Origin of the sequence: Streptomyces sp. NPDC049687 (assembly GCF_044465285.1) — a bacterium.
Classification (GTDB): domain Bacteria; phylum Actinomycetota; class Actinomycetes; order Streptomycetales; family Streptomycetaceae; genus Streptomyces.
The window spans coordinates 1-15,895 of the sequence record NZ_JBITLN010000013.1 but is presented as its reverse complement, the minus strand read 5'-3'; the positions used below and the strand labels follow the sequence as shown (position 1 = coordinate 15,895).

Sequence of the window (15,895 nt, the reverse complement as noted above, 5' to 3'; positions counted from 1 at the left end):
CGAGTAACGCAATCAGAACTCGCGCAACGTGTCGCGCAGCTGCGACGTCGTGTACTGCGTGCGGGTCAGCCCGCGACGCTGCAGCGCGGGGATGAGCCCTTCACAGATCTCGGTGATGTACTGCTTGCTGACCCGCATGTACGGGGCGCTGATCAGGAAGCCGTCTCCACCGCCCATCGCCTCGTTGGCCTCTTCCATCTTCTCGGCGACCTGATCGGGCGTGCCGACCAGTTCGATGGAGTCCGACGTCCCGCCGTTGTCGAGGACGAGCTGGCGCAGCGTCTTGTTGCTGCCCCACTGGGCGAACTTGTCCAGCGATCCCCGCTCACCGTTGGTCTCCAGACGGGGAAGCGGCTTGTCGAGGTCGAACTGGGAGAAGTCGATGTCGGTGACGGACGACAGCCCGGCCAGCGACTGCATGATCGCGTCAGGATCGGAGTCCATGCGCTGCTTCTTCGCACGCGCCTCCTCCTCGGTGGCACCGAGGACGGGGCCTATGACGAACAGCACCTTGATGTCGTCGGGGTTGCGGCCCTGCGCCGCGGCCCGGGCCCTTACGTCATCCCGGTAGGACTTCATTCCCTCCACCCCGTTGGCCACGGCGATGATCGAGTCGGCGGACTTGGCGGCGAACTGCCTGCCGCGCGGCGACCCGCCCGCCTGGACGAAGACCGGACGGCCCTGCGGGGAGCGCACTGTGTTCAGCGGGCCGCGGGACTTGTAGTACTTGCCCGAGAAGTTGATGGGGCGGACCTTCTTGAAGTCCGCGTACGTGTTGGTCTCCCGGTCACGGACCACCGCGTCCGGCTCCCACGAGTCCCAGAGCCTGCACACCAGGTCGACGTACTCGTCCGCCTTGTCGTAGCGCAGGTCGTGCTCGGTGAGCTTGTCCATGCCGAAGTTCTGCGCCGAGCCGTCCTCGCCCGAGGTGACGATGTTCCAGCCGAAGCGCCCCTCGGCGATGCTGTCCAGCGTGGAGCAGAGCCGGGCCAGCATGAAGGGCGGGTAGAAGGTCGTCGACATCGTCGCGACCACGCCCATCCTGGAGGTGGCCGCCGCCATGATCGCGGCCAGCGGCGACGGGTCGCCCTTGGGCGCCATGCTGGCGTACTTCAGATACGCCTCGGAGGTTCCACCGTAGGCCTCGGACACCATGAGCGTGTCCTCGATCATGATGTAGTCGAAGCAGGCCCGCTCCATCGCCTGGGCCATCTCGATGTAGAACTTCCCGTTCCAGGGCATGCCGTCGTTGCCGAACGGTGTGTTCCACTCGTTCGTCGTGAAGTTCATGAACCAGCCCATGTGGAACTTCTTGGCGGCCATGTCAGAACTCCCGCAGGTGATCGCGCAGCATGGTGGTGGTGTACTCCTGACGGGTGCGGCCCATTTTCTGCAACGCGGGTATCAGTCCGTCGGTGATCTCGGTGACGTAGCGGCGGTTGAGCCGCATCACCGGACTGGTGATGAGGAACCCGTCGCCGCCGACCTCGTCCATCACCGCGGCCATCTCCGCGGCGACCTCCTCGGGCGTGCCGGTGAACTGGACGTTGCCGCTCAGGCCGCTGCCGGTGACCAGCTCGCGCAGCGTCTTGTCCTTGCCGCGGGAGATGAAGCTGTTCAGCGCGCCGCGTTCGCCGTTCGTCCACACTTCCGGCAGCGGCTTGTCGAGGTCGAACTGGGCGAAGTCGATCTCGGTGATGGACGAGATCTCGGCCAGCATGTACTCGATGTAGCGGGGGTCGTTGAACCACCGCTCCCGCTTGGCCAGCGCCTCCTCCGTCGTGTCGGCGACGATCGGGGCGACGATGTAGAGGACCTTGCAGTGCGCGGGGTCGCGGCCATGGGCGCGCATCCGGGCGTGGATGTCGTCGCGGTAGGCCTTCATCGCCTCGACTCCGTCCGACGGGGCGACGATCGTGTCGGCATGCTGGGCCGCGAGCTCGCGTCCCGGCGGTGACGCGCCGGCCTGGGCGATCGAAGGGCGGTGCTGCGGGGACGGTGCGGTGTTCAGCGGGCCTCGGGACTTGAAGTACTTGCCTTCGAAGTCGATCGTGTGGACCTTGGTGTGGTCGGCGTACGTACCGGTGGCGTAGTCGCGCACGATCGCGTCCGGCTCCCACGACTCCCAGAGCCTGCTGACCAGCTCGAGGTACTCACTGGCACGGACGTAGCGCTCGTCGTGCTCGTAGAGCTTGTCGAGGCCGAAGTTCTGCGCGGCCCGGTCCTCGCCCGACGTCACGACGTTCCAGCCGAACCGTCCCTTGGTGATGTGGTCGATGGTGCTGGACAGCCGGGCCAGCAGGAACGGGGGATAGAAGCTGGTCGACATCGTCGGGATGACGCCCAGCCGGCTCGTGGCATTGCCCATCAGCAGGGCGAGCGGAACGGGGTCGTGCTTGGGGTTCACCCCGTGTTTGAGGTCGTGCTCCATCGTGCCGCCGAAAGCGGTCGACACCATGAGCTTGTCCTCGATCAGCACATAGTCGAACTTGGCCCGCTCCAGATCCTTGGCCATCTCGACGTAGAAGTCACCGGTGAAGTCGCGTCCGCCGTCCCCCCAATTCCCGTTCCATTCGTCCGCGACGAAGTTCAGGAACCATCCCAGATGAAACTTTCCTGCCATGCCCTACCGTCCTCTCGATGTGCTCGTATCGAGAGGACCAGCGGGCCATTACCCCGCAATGTCTGCTTGGTACCCCCGCCATTGCGCTGCCGCCGGGTCGTCGAGGCCGCCGCTGCCGGAGCGGTAACACACGCGGCGGACGAACGGTGAGCAGGTCTGGGGTGACCGGCGCGACCCAAGGCGCGCGGATCGAACGAACGGTGCGCGGCCGGTCCGGGCGCTTGTCCGGGATCTCCCCGCGTGGCGGCTTGCGAGCAGGTCGCGGTGCCGGCGCGGTGCCGTCTCCGGGCGCACCAGCGGCCACAACCGGCCCAGCACCCGGGACTGGAGCGCCGCCGTCCGACCGCCGCCACCGGGCTCAGAGGCCGGGCGCCGGCGGAACCCCGCGTACCGCGGCGAAATAGGTACGATCCGCACCTCGGCGTCCGCCCGCTGCTCCAGACGGCGCCGATCACACGGCCCACCGGAGTCGGTCCACGCCTTGCCCGCCGTCGGACGCTCAGGCCGCCCCGGCAGGCCGCCGCAGGCAGTCGTCCTTCTCATGGGGCCCTCTTCCAGGGTCCTGGCAGCATGCCCGCCCTGGACCGCGTCAAGGCCGTAGGCGGACGCCTCGTCACCGGCGGCGCCCGCCGCCAGGCCTCCGACGCACCGCACGCGTACCGCGTCGAGCCGCCCTCGTGTGAATGGCGTCCCGGACTCCCGTCGCCACGACAGGAGGCCTTCGCCCCGGTCCTCTACGTCCGGCCGCTGATCGCGCCCGTCGACTCGCCGGGCCATGGACCGGAGCGCGGCTTACATGGACAGCGAGGCGAGGACACGCAGGTCCGCGGCGGTCGGGTATCGCCAGACGAGATAACCGAGCGGGACCCCCGTCCGGTCGGCCAGCCACTCGTGGTTGAGTTCCGTGGGGTCGGCCTGCCGGGCGGCGTCGACCAGCAGCCGGATGCGGCGAGTGGCCCGGTCCGATGCGATGGCGCGATGGTCGCGAGGCGTCTTGCGCCGAGCGCCGTTCCAGCGCCCGTACCTGGTGTCTCCGGACTTCATGCCGAGGAGTCAAGCGCGCCGCTGTTGCTCGGGGGTCACTCACTGGTTGCGGGTCCTTTGCGCTGGCCGTGGCGCCTCGGGGAGGAAGGCGTGCGGTGTCCTCGCCGACGCCCGAAGCGCTCGGCGGACATGCGCATCGCGGACCCGAACGGCGTAATCCAGACGTCACCGCCGGTTCGGTCGCCCGCAACGGGGATCCGGCGCACTGGTCCTTGACCAACCCGTCCCCGTGCCGCAGGAGGCAGACATCATGGACTCGATCTTGGCCGGCGCCGTCCTCCGCATGCCGTTCGGTGCGCGACCGAGGCATCGCCGCTCCCCGGACAGAGCAGCTCCCACGCAGGCGGGGCTCATCCAAGGACCGGTCGAGCATGGCGACCGGCGAGGCCGCGAGCTCGGCTTCCCCACCGCCAACCTCGTGCTGGGCGACGGGAGCGCGAGCGACGGTGTATGGGCCGGGCTCGTGCAGCTGCCCGAAGGCGACACCTACGGCGCAGCCGTGTCGGTCGGGCGGAGGGCCACCTTCTACGGTCGCGACGGGGTCCGCCTCCTCGAAGCGCACCTGTTGGACTTCTCCGGCGACCTCTATGGCCAGTGGCTGCGGGTCGGCCTATGCCACAGGATTCGACCGCAGCGCCGCTTCTCCGACGGCGAGGCACTGGTCAAGCAGATGCACCAGGACATCGCCGACGTCCGGCTCTGGCTGTCCTCGAACGCCCGTCAGCTGGTCTCCGACGCCAACGCCGACCGCACCTGAGAAGCGACCTGCTGTCCGAGTGTCACAAGAGCGCAATATGCACGTCGCATTTGAGGACGATTCAGGCAACACTCCGGTGCTTCCCTGGCCACGCTGGATTGAACGCCTTTTTGAAGGGGGTTTTCTCGTGCGAATGACTTCCTGCCTCGTCACTCTTCAGAACCATGGCGGTCGGCGGTGACGCCCCACCCCATCGGGCCGCTGCGCCCGGAGACGCAGTACCAGCGGCATCGCCAGACTCCGGACCGGTTGAACAACTCGATGCGCAGGGCCTACGACCTCCTGCGTTCCTCCCTGCAAAGCAGCCCCGAGAGCCTGTACCTGGTCGAGGGTGAGCTGACGGAGGCCTTGTCGGCGAGCCGCAACACCGTGCGTGCGGTCCTGCAGCTGCTGGCCAAGGACGGACTGGTCACGCGCAGCCCGAAGCGCGGCACGCGCTCTGCCAACGTGACGACCTTGCGGGTCAACGAGATCGCCCCCGTCGAGGCGTTCGGCGGCGAGCGCGCCGTCCACGCCCAGCTCCGTGCCCTGGACTACCAGATCCTGGGTTGCCCGGGCTTGGTGCGTGAGCGGCTGCAGCTCGTCGGGGAATGGATCGTGGTCATGATGGAGTCGCTCCTCGTGCAGCACGACATGGTGCTGGGCATCTCGGTGAACTATGTCGCGCTGAGCCCCGAGGAGTCCCGAGATGTCGTCGTCGACGAACCGGACGCGATCTTGTTCCTGGAGAAGCACTTCGACATCAGGATCCGCGGAACCAAGTCGACGACGATCGGTGCGACCGCGGCCGACGCGCAGTCGGCGCGGTTGGTGGGCGTGGGGGTCGGAGCGCCCATGCTCTTCCTGGAGGACATCCTTGAGGACGAGCAGGGCCAGGCCAGGGCGCTGTCGCAGTTCCGGCTGCGGAGCGACCTCGTCGCCTTCCAGGCGAATGCCGTCCGATCGGCCTGACACAGGCCGATCATCCTGCCGGAGGACAGCTCACAACCCCGCCCGGCAGGCCGCGACCACCGCGGCCTGCCGGGCGGGCGTGTGTCCGGCTCTCACTCGTGGCTGTGGGCGGCACTTGCCACCATCGCCGCCCACAGCGCCGCATAGGCGCCGTCCTGCTCGATGAGCTCGTCGTGGGAACCGTCCTCCACGATCAGCCCGTTGTCCACGACCAGGATGCGCTGACAGGCTCGTGCCGTCTGCAGCCGATGCGCGATCAGCAGCGTCGTACGCCCCCTCGCGACCAGTCCCATCGCTCGCTGGACGCGTGCCTCCGTGGCGAGGTCCAGGTTGGCCGTCGCCTCGTCGAGCAGCAGGATCGCGGGGTCGACGACAAGTGCCCGTGCCAGGCTCAGCAGCTGGCGTTGGCCGGCCGACAGGGACCGGCCCTGCTCGCTCACCGGGGTGTGGTAGCCGAGCGGCAGCTCCGCGATGAAGGCGTGTGCCCCCACGGCGCGGGCAGCCCGCTCCACGAGGAGATCGGGTGCCTCGGGGTTCCCGTAGGCGATGTTGGAACGGATCGCGCCCGAGAAGAGGAAGGGTTCCTGGGGGACGAACCCGAGCTGGTGGCGGTAGGCCGCCAGGTCGAGTTGCCGGATCGGGATGCCGTCGACGCTCACCGTGCCCGCGGACGTGTCGTAGAACCGGGCGACCAGCTTGACCAGAGTCGACTTGCCCGCACCGGTGGTGCCGACCAAGGCGACGACCTGCCCGGGCGGGATCTCGAGGCTCACGTCGTCCATCGCGACCAGGCCCGTGCTCTGGTAGGCGAACGTCACCTGGTCCAGGGAGATCCTGCCGGACAGGCGCTTCGGAGTGACGGCGTCCTCGGCGAGCGGGGTACCCGTGGGCGTCTGCAGGAGCTCTCGCAGCTGGACCACCGCGACCTTTGCCTGCAGCCATTGGTCGAAGACGAAGGACAACTGCTGGATCGGCGTGAAGAACTGGTCGAGGTAGAGCAGAAACGCGATCAGCAGCCCGTAGGACAGGTCGCCCTCGATGACACGCGGAGCGGCGACCGCGAGCGCGATGGCCTTGGCGACGGTGCTCAGCAACTGGAGTACCGGGAAGAACCGGGCGATCAGCTCGGCCGAACGGACCCGGGCCTCGCAGTAGGAGTCGGCCAGCCTCGCGAACCGCTGTTCGTTGGCCTCCTGCTGACCGTAGGCCTGGCTGACCGCGGCGCCGGCGAGGCTCTCCTGCATGTTGGCGTAGAGAGCCGACACCCGATCGCGCGCGATCAGGTAGGTCTTGCCGGAAGCGGAGCGGAACCACAGAGTCGAGACCAGCAGGAGCGGCAGCACCGCCGAGACCGCGAGAGCGAGCCGGGCGTCGAACACGGCGAGGCCGACGGCGATGCCGGCACAGGACAGCAGACTCACCATCGCGGTCAGCAGTCCCTGCTGCAACAGCTGGGCGAACGCCTCGACGTCGGAGGTCATCCGGGTCATGATGTTGCCGGCCATGTGCTGCTCGTAGTAGTCGAGCGAGAGTCGTTGCAGGTGTGCGAACGTACGCATCCGCAGCCCGAGCAGCATGCGTTCGGCGGTGCGCTGGGCGAAGTAGATCATCACCCTGCTGTTGACCCAGATGACGCCTTGCACGGCCAGGAGGGCCGCACAGACCCAGGCCAGCATCCGGAAGGAGTCCCGGAGGACGCCGTTGTCGATGCCGAACCTGATCAGTACCGGCGTCGCGATCCACGACACGGCGTCGACGACCACCATGAGCGAGGCCAGCATCAGCGGCTTTGTGAAGGACCGGAAGGCGCTCCCCATGGTGAACCGGTCGTCTGGCGCGGCTGCCTGCGCGAGGTCGATGTCGGGCTCGCCGCGCAGCTCGGGAAGACGCTCCACGGCCTCGATCAGCGTGGGCGACACCGTGGCCAGGCCGGCGAGGGTCGAGGTGTCGCCACTCATACCGGGGCCCTGCGAGCCGGACGCCGCCCGCGTGGCGGCTTCGCTGGTGTGGCTGCTGATCTTCGGCGCGCCCAGCCTTGACACGCCCTGCGGCCAGGCGGCGGGGTCCAGCTCGGCGACCGGTTCCTCGGGCTCTGCCACGAAGTCCGCGTCGGGTCCGGTCAGGAGCTCTCTGAAGAGCTGGGAGCTTTCGAGCAGCTCATCCGCGGTCCCGACGTCGACGATCCGACCGTGGTCGAGCACGATGACCCGGTCCGCCAGGAGCAGGGTCGAATGCCGGTGGGCGATCAGTACGGTCGTCCGCTCGGCCAGGACCTCCCCGAGCGAGCGGTGGATGGCGTGCTCCGTGCGTGCGTCGATGGCCGACGTGGCATCGTCGAGGACCAGCACCTGAGGGCTGGTCAGTGCGGCACGGGCGAGTGCGAGTCGTTGCCGTTGCCCGCCGGACAGGGTGAAGCCGCGTTCGCCCACCACGGTTTCGTAGCCGTCGGGGAGTCCGGCGATGAAGCCGTGCGCATGGGCTGCGACCGCCGCGTGCTCCACCTCGTCGATGGTGGCCGCCGGCCTGCCGAACGCGATGTTGTCGCGGATCGTCGTCCCGAAGAGGAAACCCTCCTCGAACACGATCCCGACGGCGGCACGCAGCGAGGCCAGGGTGTAGTCGCGGACGTCGCGGCCGTCGATGCGCACCACCCCCGACGTGGGGTCGTGGAACCGGGCGATGAGGTGGGCCAGGGTGGACTTCCCCGAACCCGAGGCCCCCACGATGGCGATCCGTTCTCCTGGGTTCACCAGCAGCGAGATGTCGCGCAACACGAGGTCGCCGCCGGGGTAACGGAAGTCGACGTGGTCGAGCTCGAGCAGGCCTGCGGGGTTCTCCAGCCGGACGGCGTGGGGACGCTCCTGCACGCGTGCCTGCACCGACAACAGCTCGACGACCCGCTGGGCGCCGGCTCGCGCCTGCTGGCTGGTGGCCATCAGCCCGGACAGGAAGCGGACCGGGGCGACCAGCTGCAGGACGTAGCTGGAGAAGGCGAGGAACACGCCGAGGGAGACCTGGTCCTCCATGACGAGCCAGCCCCCGAAGCCGAGGATGGCCAGCTGGGTGAGACCGGGAATGGCATCCAGGCCGGCGCCGAACACCGCGGTGATCCTCGCGGTACGGAGCCGGGACTGGAAGAGTTTGCGTGCCTCCTCGTTGAGCGAAGCCTGCTCCTGCTCCTCCTGTCCGAAGGCCTTGACGACCCGGACTCCCGTGACCGCCTCCTCCACGACCCCGGCCACGCTGCCCTGGAACCGCTGGTCCATCCAGCTCGCGGGGAACGACCGGCTGCGGAACCTCATGGCCACGACGAGGAACGCGGGTACGGCCACCACCATCACTGCTGCCAGGAGGGGGGAGAGGGCGACCATCACGGCCAGCGACACAACGAGCAAGGTGACGTTGCCGTAGGCCAGTCCCAGCTGCTGGAGGAACATCTGGATCAGGGTCAGGTCCGATGTCGCTCGGGACATCACGTCCCCGGCACGCAACTCGTCGCGCCGGGATGCGTCCAGGTACTGCATGTGCCGGTGCAGCTTGATCTGCAGGTCGCGCTGGACGTGCACGGCGACTCTCCCGCCGATCGTACGGCGCAGGTAGTTTGCCAGGAAGCTGACGAGTCCGGTGACGAGCAGGAGCGTGATCCAGACGGATCGGGAACGTCTCTCGGAGAGGATCGTGTCATCGAGAACGACCTGCTGGATCAGCGGAACGAGGCCCATCAGACCCATCGCGGCGACGGCGAACCCGACGCCGAGCCAGATGCGCAAGCGCGCCCGCCTGTCGAGCAGGGGAGCCAGCAACTGGAGGGTCCCACGCGCGTACACCGGACGATACTGGTTGTCCACCTCCACGTCGGGCTCGAGGGAGTCTGCTTCGCGCGTGTCGAGTGGAGTGGTCATGGGCACAGGAGAAGGGGCGCGGATTTCCGCGCCCCTTCTCCCGCATTGCCGAACAATTGCGCCCCTCGACGCCTCGGGGCGCTGCGTCGAACTCCCGCCTGCTCTCCGGCGAACGACCGGACTTTCCCACACCGTTCCTGAAGACTGAGCAGAGGCCCGCTCAGCCGCACGCGCGAACGGACTCGGGCGCAAACCGGGGGCCCCGCACGACCACGTCGACCCGGTCGGCCAGAGCGCCGCAAGCTCGCGAGCCGACCATCACACGATCGAGCCAACTCGACGTCGTGCGCACTCTCCTGCGAGGAGTTCCCGACCCCTAGACAGCGATCCGTGGGTCGGCTGCGGCTTGGAGGACGTCGACGACGATGTTGGCCACCACGTAGAGGAGGCCGACGACCAGCGTGATTCCGGCGATGGTGTTGAAGTCTCCCTTGGAGATCGACTGCGAGATGTACAGGCCGATCCCGGGTCTGGCGAAGATCGCCTCGACCAGGATGCTGTTCCCGATCATCCCGGCGAGCTGCAGTCCCATCAGCGCGAGCACCGGGCCGAGGGCGTTGCGCAGTGCGTGCCTGACGAGGATCTGTGTCCCGCCCAGGCCCTTGGCCTTGGCCGTACGGGTGTACTCCGCTCTGAGGGTGCCCTCCAGGCTGCTTCTCAAGACGCGGCCGACGGCCACCGCTGGTGCGATCGCGATGCACAACGCCGGGAGGATGAGATGTTTCAGGTCGTCGAAGAACAGGCTGGGCCGACCCGCCACCAGGCTGTCCGCCAGGAGGAAGCCGGTCGGGCCCGACGGTGCGTCGTACGCTGATGTCTGGCCGGTGACCGGCAGCAGGTCGAGCCAGCGGTAGAAGACCAGCATCGCGAGCAGGGAGGCCAGGAACACGGGCACCGACGCGCCGGAGATCATCACCACCCGCAGCACCCCCGATCCGCGCCACCCTTGCGCCGTGGCCAGCCCCAGGAAGAACCCGATCACGGTGATCAGCACGAGAGCCGTGAACACGAGCTCCAGTGTGACCGGCAGGAATTTCATGATGTCCGACGCGACCAGCGTGCGCGTCACCGACGAAGTCCCGAGGTCACCCTGCACGGCGTGCGCCAGGTAGAGGAAGAACTGCGCCGGCACCGGCTTGTCGAGTCCCAGTTGATGGCGTGCGGCCTCGTACACCTCCGGTGGCGCTTTCTCCCCGACCAGTGCCACGACCGGATCGACCGGCGCCACCTTCTGCAGGATGAAGACCACCAGGACCAGTGCGGTCAGGACGGGAAGCGCTCCGAGGAGCCGACGACCCAGGATCAGCAGCATGATGTCACCTTCACGTTGGTCCGAACCGGTCAGCGGTCACGGATGCGGTCCCTGAGTGCGTCGCCGGCGAAGTTGCTGACGATGGCGATCAGGGCGACGGCTGCAGCGGGAAACACGGGGATCCACCACGCGCTGAAGATGTTGGTCATGCCTTGGGCACTCATCGCCCCCAGTTCCGGCGCCGGCTGCGGCGCGCCCAGACCGAGGAACGACAGGCTCGAGAGCATCAACACCAGCGCCGACACGTCGAGGCTCGCAGTGATGATGGTGACCGGGACGGCTCCGGGCAGCAGGTGCCTGGTGAGCCGGCGCCTCCGTCCGGCCCCCGAGATCTTGGCCGCCTCCATGTGGGGAGAGGCCCGCAGCTTGCGTACCTCCGCGCGGATGATGCGCGTGTACAACGGCCACCACACGATCGAGACGCCGACGAGGGTGTGGAAGTAGGACGGGCCGAGGGCCGCGACCACCGCGACCGCCAGGATCGGCCCGGGCAGCGCCAGGAACACGTCGGTGATCCGCATCAGGATGCTGTCGACGACGCCGCCGACGGCCCCGGCGACGAGACCGATCAGCCCACCGAAGAGGACACCGGAGGCGACGACCGCCAGCGCGCCCCACCAGCTCGTGGACATGCCGACGAGAACGCGACTGAGCACGTCACGTCCCACCGTGTCGGTGCCTAGGAGATAGCCGGATCCGGGCGCGGACATCGCCGGCCCGGCAGGCACCAGCGGGTCATAGGGCGCGATGGCCTTGGCGAAGACCGCGACGAAGAACATCATCGCCAGTGCGGCGAAGGCGGCCCAACCGGCCACCGGCGTGCCCTGGAAGTACTGTCTGAGGCCTTGACCGAACCTGGTCCCGACCGGGACCAGATCCTTGGCGACGTAGGGCTCAGCAAGAGCCATGGCTCCTCCGTAACTCGACGGCCCGCTCGTCCTCGACCTTGCGGTCACGGGCTCCTGATGAGATTCACCGGGCACCAGTGCACATCTCGGTGGTATCGCCGCAAGTTCACTTGCGTTGCTGGTTCATTGCGCGCGGGACGGGCGCATTTCACCCAGGAATCTCGACCCGGCCAACGCAGCTGTGCACAGCAGGACCAGCCCTCCGCCGACCACGCATCCCGTCGTCCCCAGCGCCCCGAAGAGCAGGTTGACGCTGCCCGAGCCGCTGAACGAGCCCACCCCGCAGGCGATCCGGTAGTTGGCCACGGCGATCGACGGGTCCGGGCTGGTGGCGACGACCAGCACCGGTGGTGCTGCCAGAGCGACTCCGTCGACGAGCCCGAACAGCACAGCCGCGGCGAGGAAGCCACTGAGCGAACGGGCGACCGCCAGCGTGCCCAAGGCGACCACACCCAGTCCGAGCGCCCACACGAGCGCCCGAGCAGGAGGGACCTTCTCGAACAGCGAACCCGAGGTGCCCAGGACCGCGATCTCCACCATGGAGAGCACGCCCAGGGAGATTCCGATGCCGGCGGCGGTGAGACCCGCCGCGTCTCCGATCAGCGGGAAAGCGGTGTTCTCGATCCCGCTGCGCAGGTAGTTGCCGATGAGCCCGAGCGCGAGCGCGACGCGGGCTGCTCGGCCGACCGTGAGGCGGGGCAGACCGATACGGGGTCTGCCGACCTCGTCCGAGGCCGGCAGACGCGGTAGCAGCACGACCACCAGCGCGCCCGCCGCCAGGCCCGCTCCGCAGCAGACCGCGAAGGCGATCCGGTATCCGTCGACCCCCGCGTGCTGTGTGGCCAGGATGCCGCCGACCGGTGTACCGACGGAGCCGCCGAGCATCTGCAGGCTCGCGTTCGAACCGAGAGCGCGGTGCGGGCGGGCGCGCATCCGAATCGTCACCTGCAGTGCCGCTCCGGCGACCACAGCGCTGGCCAGGCCCTGCACGACCCGGGCGGCGATCAGCGCCGGCGCGCGGTCAGCCAGCCCGTAACAGGCCTCGCTGACCGCGAAGAGCACCATCCCGACGACGGCGGTCGAGCGAGCGTCGATCCGGGTGACGACCCGCGTTCCCAGGACGTCGACCAGCATCAGTCCCGCCGCGGAGCTCACGATGAAGACGGTGACGAGGAACGGGCTCAGTCCCAGCTTGATCGCGTAGAGCAGCTCGATCGGCGCGGTCATGGCCATCACGAACCCGACCAGGACCATGGTCAGCTCAGGCCCGGCCGATTTCCGGAACCGGGCAAGCGCGCTGCCGTGGGACGTGTGCTGTGTGGTCACACCCGCACGCGATCAGAACTCACGGAGTGTCTCGCGCAGGGTGGACTTGGTGTACTCGGTGCGGGTGAGGCCCTGGCGCTGCAGCGCGGGCATCAGGCCGTCACAGATGGCGCTGATGTAGTTGCGGGACAGGTCCCAGCCGGGCTTGCTGATGAGGAAGCCGTCGCCACCGACCTCCTCCATCGCCTCGCCCATCTTCTTGGCGACCTGCTCCGCAGTGCCCACCAGCTCCAGCCCTCGCTTGGCGCGGTGCAGCACCAGCTCGCGCAGTGTCTTGGGGCCGGGAGTGCCGTCGCCGCGCATGAAGTACTCGAGGGATCCGCGTTCGCCGTTGGTGGTCAGGCCCTCGGGGAGCGGCTCGTCCAGGTCGAACTGCTTGAAGTCGATCTCGGTGTTGGAGGAGATGTTCACCAGCGACTTCTCGATGTACGACGGGTGATGGTGAAGCCGCTCGACCTCGGCGCGGGCTTCGGCTTCGGTGGCGGCGATGGTGGGCGAGACGACGAAGAGGAGTTTGATGTCGTCGGGGTTGCGGCCGGCTGCTTCGGCGCGGGCGCGGATGTCGTCGCGGTACTCCTTCATGCCCGCGATGCCGGTGCCGACCGCGATGATCGCGTCGGCGGCGCCCGCGGCGAACGCACGGCCCCGGGGAGAGGCTCCCGCCTGGAGGAACGCGGGGCGGTGCTGGGGCGAGGGGACGGTGTTGAGAGGACCGCGGGACTTGAAGTACTTACCGTCGAAGTCGATGGTGCGGACCTTGCGGTAGTCCGCGAAGGTGTTCGTCTCGCGGTCCATGACGACCGCGTCGGGCTCCCACGAATCCCAGAGTTGGTTGACGACATCGAAGTATTCTTCCGCGACGTTGTACCGCTCGTCGTGTTCGGGCAGCCCTTCGAGACCGAAGTTCTGGGCGGCGCGGTCCTCGGCGGAGGAGACGATGTTCCAGCCGAAACGGCCCTCTGCGATCGAGTCGACCGTGGAGCAGGCCCGGGCCAGCAGATACGGCGGGTAGAACGACGTCGACATCGTCGCCACCACACCCATCTTGGAGGTGTTGGCGGCGAGCAGAACGGCCAGCGGGATCGGGTCCTGCTTGGGCGCGAACGCCGAGTGCTTCAGCGCCCCTTCCATGGTGCCGCCGTAGGCGTCGGCCACCATGACGGTGTCCTCGATCATGATCAGGTCGAAGCAGGCCCGCTCCATCGACTGGGCCATGTCGACGTAGAACCTGCCGTTGGCCCAGTTCTTCACGTCCGGGGAGGCCCACTCGCTGTCCCACTCCGGCGGGATGAAGTTCATGAACCAACCCATGTGGAACTTCTTCGGCATGATGTCTCCTACTCGGTCCTGGCGCGGTTCTCGTGGAAGTCCGTGAATGTCTGCGGTGGGCTCAGAACTCGCGGAGCGTCTCGCGCAGGGTGGACTTGGTGTACTCGGTGCGGGTGAGGCCCAGGCGCTGCAGCGCGGGGACCAGGCCGTCCGTGATCGAGTGGATGTACTTCCGGTTCAGATCCCAGCCGGGCTTCATGATGAGGAAGCCGTCGCCGCCGATCTCCTCCATCGCCTCCCCCATCTGCTGGGCGACCTGCTGCGCGGTCCCGACGAACTCGACGCCTGTCTTCGCCCAGTCGATCGCGAGCTGACGCAGTGTCTTGGGGCCGGGGGTGCCGTCGCCGCGCATGAAGTGTTCGAGGGATCCGCGTTCGCCGTTGGTGGTCAGCCCTTCCGGGAGCGGCTCGTCCAGGTCGAACTGCTTGAAGTCGATCTCGGTGTTGGCCGAGATGCTCACCAGGGTCTTCTCGATGTAGATGGCGGACGAGGTCAGCCGTTCCACCTCGGCGCGGGCTTCGGCTTCGGTGGCGGCGATGGTGGGCGAGACGCAGAAGAGGAGTTTGATGTGGTCGGGGTTGCGGCCGGCTGCTTCGGCGCGGGCGCGGATGTCGTCGCGGTACTCCTTCATGCCCGCGATGCCGGTGCCGACCGCGACGATGGCGTCGGCGGCGCCCGCGGCGAACGCACGGCCCCGGGGAGAGGCTCCCGCCTGGAGGAACGCGGGGCGGTGCTGGGGCGAGGGGACGGTGTTGAGAGGACCGCGGGACTTGAAGTACTTACCGTCGAAGTCGATGGTGCGGACCTTGCGGTAGTCCGCGAAGGTGTTCGTCTCGCGGTCCATGACGACCGCGTCGGGCTCCCACGAATCCCAGAGTTGGTTGACGACGTCGAAGTATTCTTCCGCGACGTTGTACCGCTCGTCGTGTTCGGGCAGCCCTTCGAGACCGAAGTTCTGGGCGGCGCGGTCCTCGGCGGAGGAGACGATGTTCCAGCCGAAACGGCCCTCTGCGATCGAGTCGACCGTGGAGCAGGCCCGGGCCAGCAGATACGGCGGGTAGAACGACGTCGACATCGTCGCCACCACACCCAGGTGGGTGGTGTTCGCGGCCACCTTGACCGCCAGCGGCACGGGGTCGTGCTTGGGCGCGAAGATCGAGTTCTTCAACGCGCCTTCCATGGTGCCGCCGTACGCGTCGGCGACCATGACGGTGTCCTCGATCATCATGAAGTCGAAGCAGGCCCGCTCCATCGACTGGGCCATGTCGACGTAGAAGTCGCCGTTCGCCCAGTTCTTCACGTCCGGGGAGGCCCACTCGCTGTCCCACTCCGGCGGGATGAAGTTCATGAACCAACCAAGGTGGAATTTCTTCGTCATCGTGCCCGTCCTCAGAACTCGCGGAGCGTCTCGCGCAGGGTGGATGTGGTGTACTCGGTGCGGGTGAGGCCCAGGCGCTGGAGTTCGGGGACCAGGCCGTCGCAGATGTCGGTGATGTACTGCCGGGACAGGTCGCGACCGCCCTTGTTGATCAGGAAGCCGTCGCCGCCGATCTCCTCCATGGCCTCACCCATCTTCTGGGCGACCTGCTGCGGAGTGCCCACCAGCTCCAGGCCCCGCTTGTTGCGAGCCATGACCATCTGACGCAGGGTCTTGGGGCCGGGGGTGCCGTCGCCGCGCATGAAGTGTTCGAGGGATCCGCGTTCGCCGTTGGTGGTCAGCCCTTCCGGGAGCGGCTCGTCCAG

At 67.9% G+C, this 15,895-nt stretch carries 11 protein-coding genes and 1 pseudogene; 2 read left to right on the top strand and 10 right to left on the bottom strand.

Features of this window, described 5'->3' with window-relative positions; genetic code table 11:
* Positions 1 to 12 precede the first annotated feature (12 nt).
* The 3 genes from ACIBVL_RS32825 to ACIBVL_RS32815 form a co-directional block, all read right to left on the bottom strand.
* Positions 13 to 1,323: an NtaA/DmoA family FMN-dependent monooxygenase gene (locus ACIBVL_RS32825; RefSeq protein ID WP_399102887.1), complete on the bottom strand. Its 1,311-nt coding sequence runs from the start codon at positions 1,321 to 1,323 to the stop codon at positions 13 to 15.
* Between the two features lies 1 nt (position 1,324).
* On the bottom strand, positions 1,325 to 2,623 hold the full coding sequence (locus tag ACIBVL_RS32820) for an NtaA/DmoA family FMN-dependent monooxygenase (RefSeq protein WP_399102885.1): 1,299 nt from the start codon (positions 2,621 to 2,623) through the stop codon (positions 1,325 to 1,327).
* 792 nt (positions 2,624 to 3,415) lie between these two features.
* Entirely contained in the window at positions 3,416 to 3,667 is a 252-nt protein-coding gene (locus ACIBVL_RS32815) for a hypothetical protein (RefSeq protein WP_399102883.1), read from the bottom strand.
* Positions 3,668 to 3,917: 250 nt separating this feature from the next.
* Here ACIBVL_RS32815 and ACIBVL_RS32810 point away from each other — a divergent pair, with 250 nt between their 5' ends.
* Both ACIBVL_RS32810 and ACIBVL_RS32805 read left to right on the top strand, forming a co-directional pair.
* Positions 3,918 to 4,424 (top strand): riboflavin kinase, encoded by a 507-nt coding sequence (locus ACIBVL_RS32810; protein ID WP_399102881.1) that lies wholly within the window; start codon positions 3,918 to 3,920, stop codon positions 4,422 to 4,424.
* Positions 4,425 to 4,601: 177 nt separating this feature from the next.
* Complete coding sequence (locus tag ACIBVL_RS32805; protein ID WP_399102879.1) at positions 4,602 to 5,375, top strand: GntR family transcriptional regulator; 774 nt, start codon at positions 4,602 to 4,604, stop codon at positions 5,373 to 5,375.
* A 92-nt stretch (positions 5,376 to 5,467) separates the two neighbouring features.
* On the opposite strand, the gene ACIBVL_RS32800 is transcribed toward ACIBVL_RS32805, so the two are convergent.
* The 7 genes and pseudogenes from ACIBVL_RS32800 to ACIBVL_RS32770 all read right to left on the bottom strand — a co-directional run.
* Positions 5,468 to 9,277 (bottom strand): ABC transporter ATP-binding protein, encoded by a 3,810-nt coding sequence (locus ACIBVL_RS32800; RefSeq protein ID WP_399102876.1) that lies wholly within the window; start codon positions 9,275 to 9,277, stop codon positions 5,468 to 5,470.
* Between the two features lie 316 nt (positions 9,278 to 9,593).
* Positions 9,594 to 10,589, bottom strand: coding sequence for an ABC transporter permease (locus tag ACIBVL_RS32795; protein WP_399102874.1), 996 nt, complete (start codon positions 10,587 to 10,589; stop codon positions 9,594 to 9,596).
* A gap of 29 nt (positions 10,590 to 10,618) precedes the next feature.
* The gene (locus ACIBVL_RS32790; RefSeq protein ID WP_399102872.1) at positions 10,619 to 11,497 is read right to left on the bottom strand and encodes an ABC transporter permease; all 879 of its coding nucleotides are present in this window, start codon (positions 11,495 to 11,497) and stop codon (positions 10,619 to 10,621) included.
* Positions 11,498 to 11,620: 123 nt separating this feature from the next.
* Entirely contained in the window at positions 11,621 to 12,823 is a 1,203-nt protein-coding gene (locus ACIBVL_RS32785) for an MFS transporter (RefSeq protein WP_399102870.1), read from the bottom strand.
* Positions 12,824 to 12,835: 12 nt separating this feature from the next.
* The gene (locus tag ACIBVL_RS32780; protein WP_399102868.1) at positions 12,836 to 14,152 is read right to left on the bottom strand and encodes an NtaA/DmoA family FMN-dependent monooxygenase; all 1,317 of its coding nucleotides are present in this window, start codon (positions 14,150 to 14,152) and stop codon (positions 12,836 to 12,838) included.
* A gap of 61 nt (positions 14,153 to 14,213) precedes the next feature.
* The gene (locus tag ACIBVL_RS32775) at positions 14,214 to 15,530 is read right to left on the bottom strand and encodes an NtaA/DmoA family FMN-dependent monooxygenase (protein ID WP_399102866.1); all 1,317 of its coding nucleotides are present in this window, start codon (positions 15,528 to 15,530) and stop codon (positions 14,214 to 14,216) included.
* A gap of 11 nt (positions 15,531 to 15,541) precedes the next feature.
* A pseudogene (locus tag ACIBVL_RS32770) lies at positions 15,542 to 15,895 on the bottom strand (FMNH2-dependent monooxygenase); the annotation flags it as partial.

What these genes read in the sequence shown, in the direction of transcription:
- ACIBVL_RS32825 (WP_399102887.1), bottom strand. Translation starts at nt 1,323, where the DNA reads ATGGCCGCCAAGAAGTTCCACATGGGCTGGTTCATGAACTTCACGACG.
- ACIBVL_RS32820 (WP_399102885.1), bottom strand. Translation starts at nt 2,623, where the DNA reads ATGGCAGGAAAGTTTCATCTGGGATGGTTCCTGAACTTCGTCGCGGAC.
- ACIBVL_RS32815 (WP_399102883.1), bottom strand. Translation starts at nt 3,667, where the DNA reads ATGAAGTCCGGAGACACCAGGTACGGGCGCTGGAACGGCGCTCGGCGC.
- ACIBVL_RS32810 (WP_399102881.1), top strand. Translation starts at nt 3,918, where the DNA reads ATGGACTCGATCTTGGCCGGCGCCGTCCTCCGCATGCCGTTCGGTGCG.
- ACIBVL_RS32800 (WP_399102876.1), bottom strand. Translation starts at nt 9,277, where the DNA reads ATGACCACTCCACTCGACACGCGCGAAGCAGACTCCCTCGAGCCCGAC.
- ACIBVL_RS32795 (WP_399102874.1), bottom strand. Translation starts at nt 10,589, where the DNA reads ATGCTGCTGATCCTGGGTCGTCGGCTCCTCGGAGCGCTTCCCGTCCTG.
- ACIBVL_RS32790 (WP_399102872.1), bottom strand. Translation starts at nt 11,497, where the DNA reads ATGGCTCTTGCTGAGCCCTACGTCGCCAAGGATCTGGTCCCGGTCGGG.
- ACIBVL_RS32780 (WP_399102868.1), bottom strand. Translation starts at nt 14,152, where the DNA reads ATGCCGAAGAAGTTCCACATGGGTTGGTTCATGAACTTCATCCCGCCG.
- ACIBVL_RS32775 (WP_399102866.1), bottom strand. Translation starts at nt 15,530, where the DNA reads ATGACGAAGAAATTCCACCTTGGTTGGTTCATGAACTTCATCCCGCCG.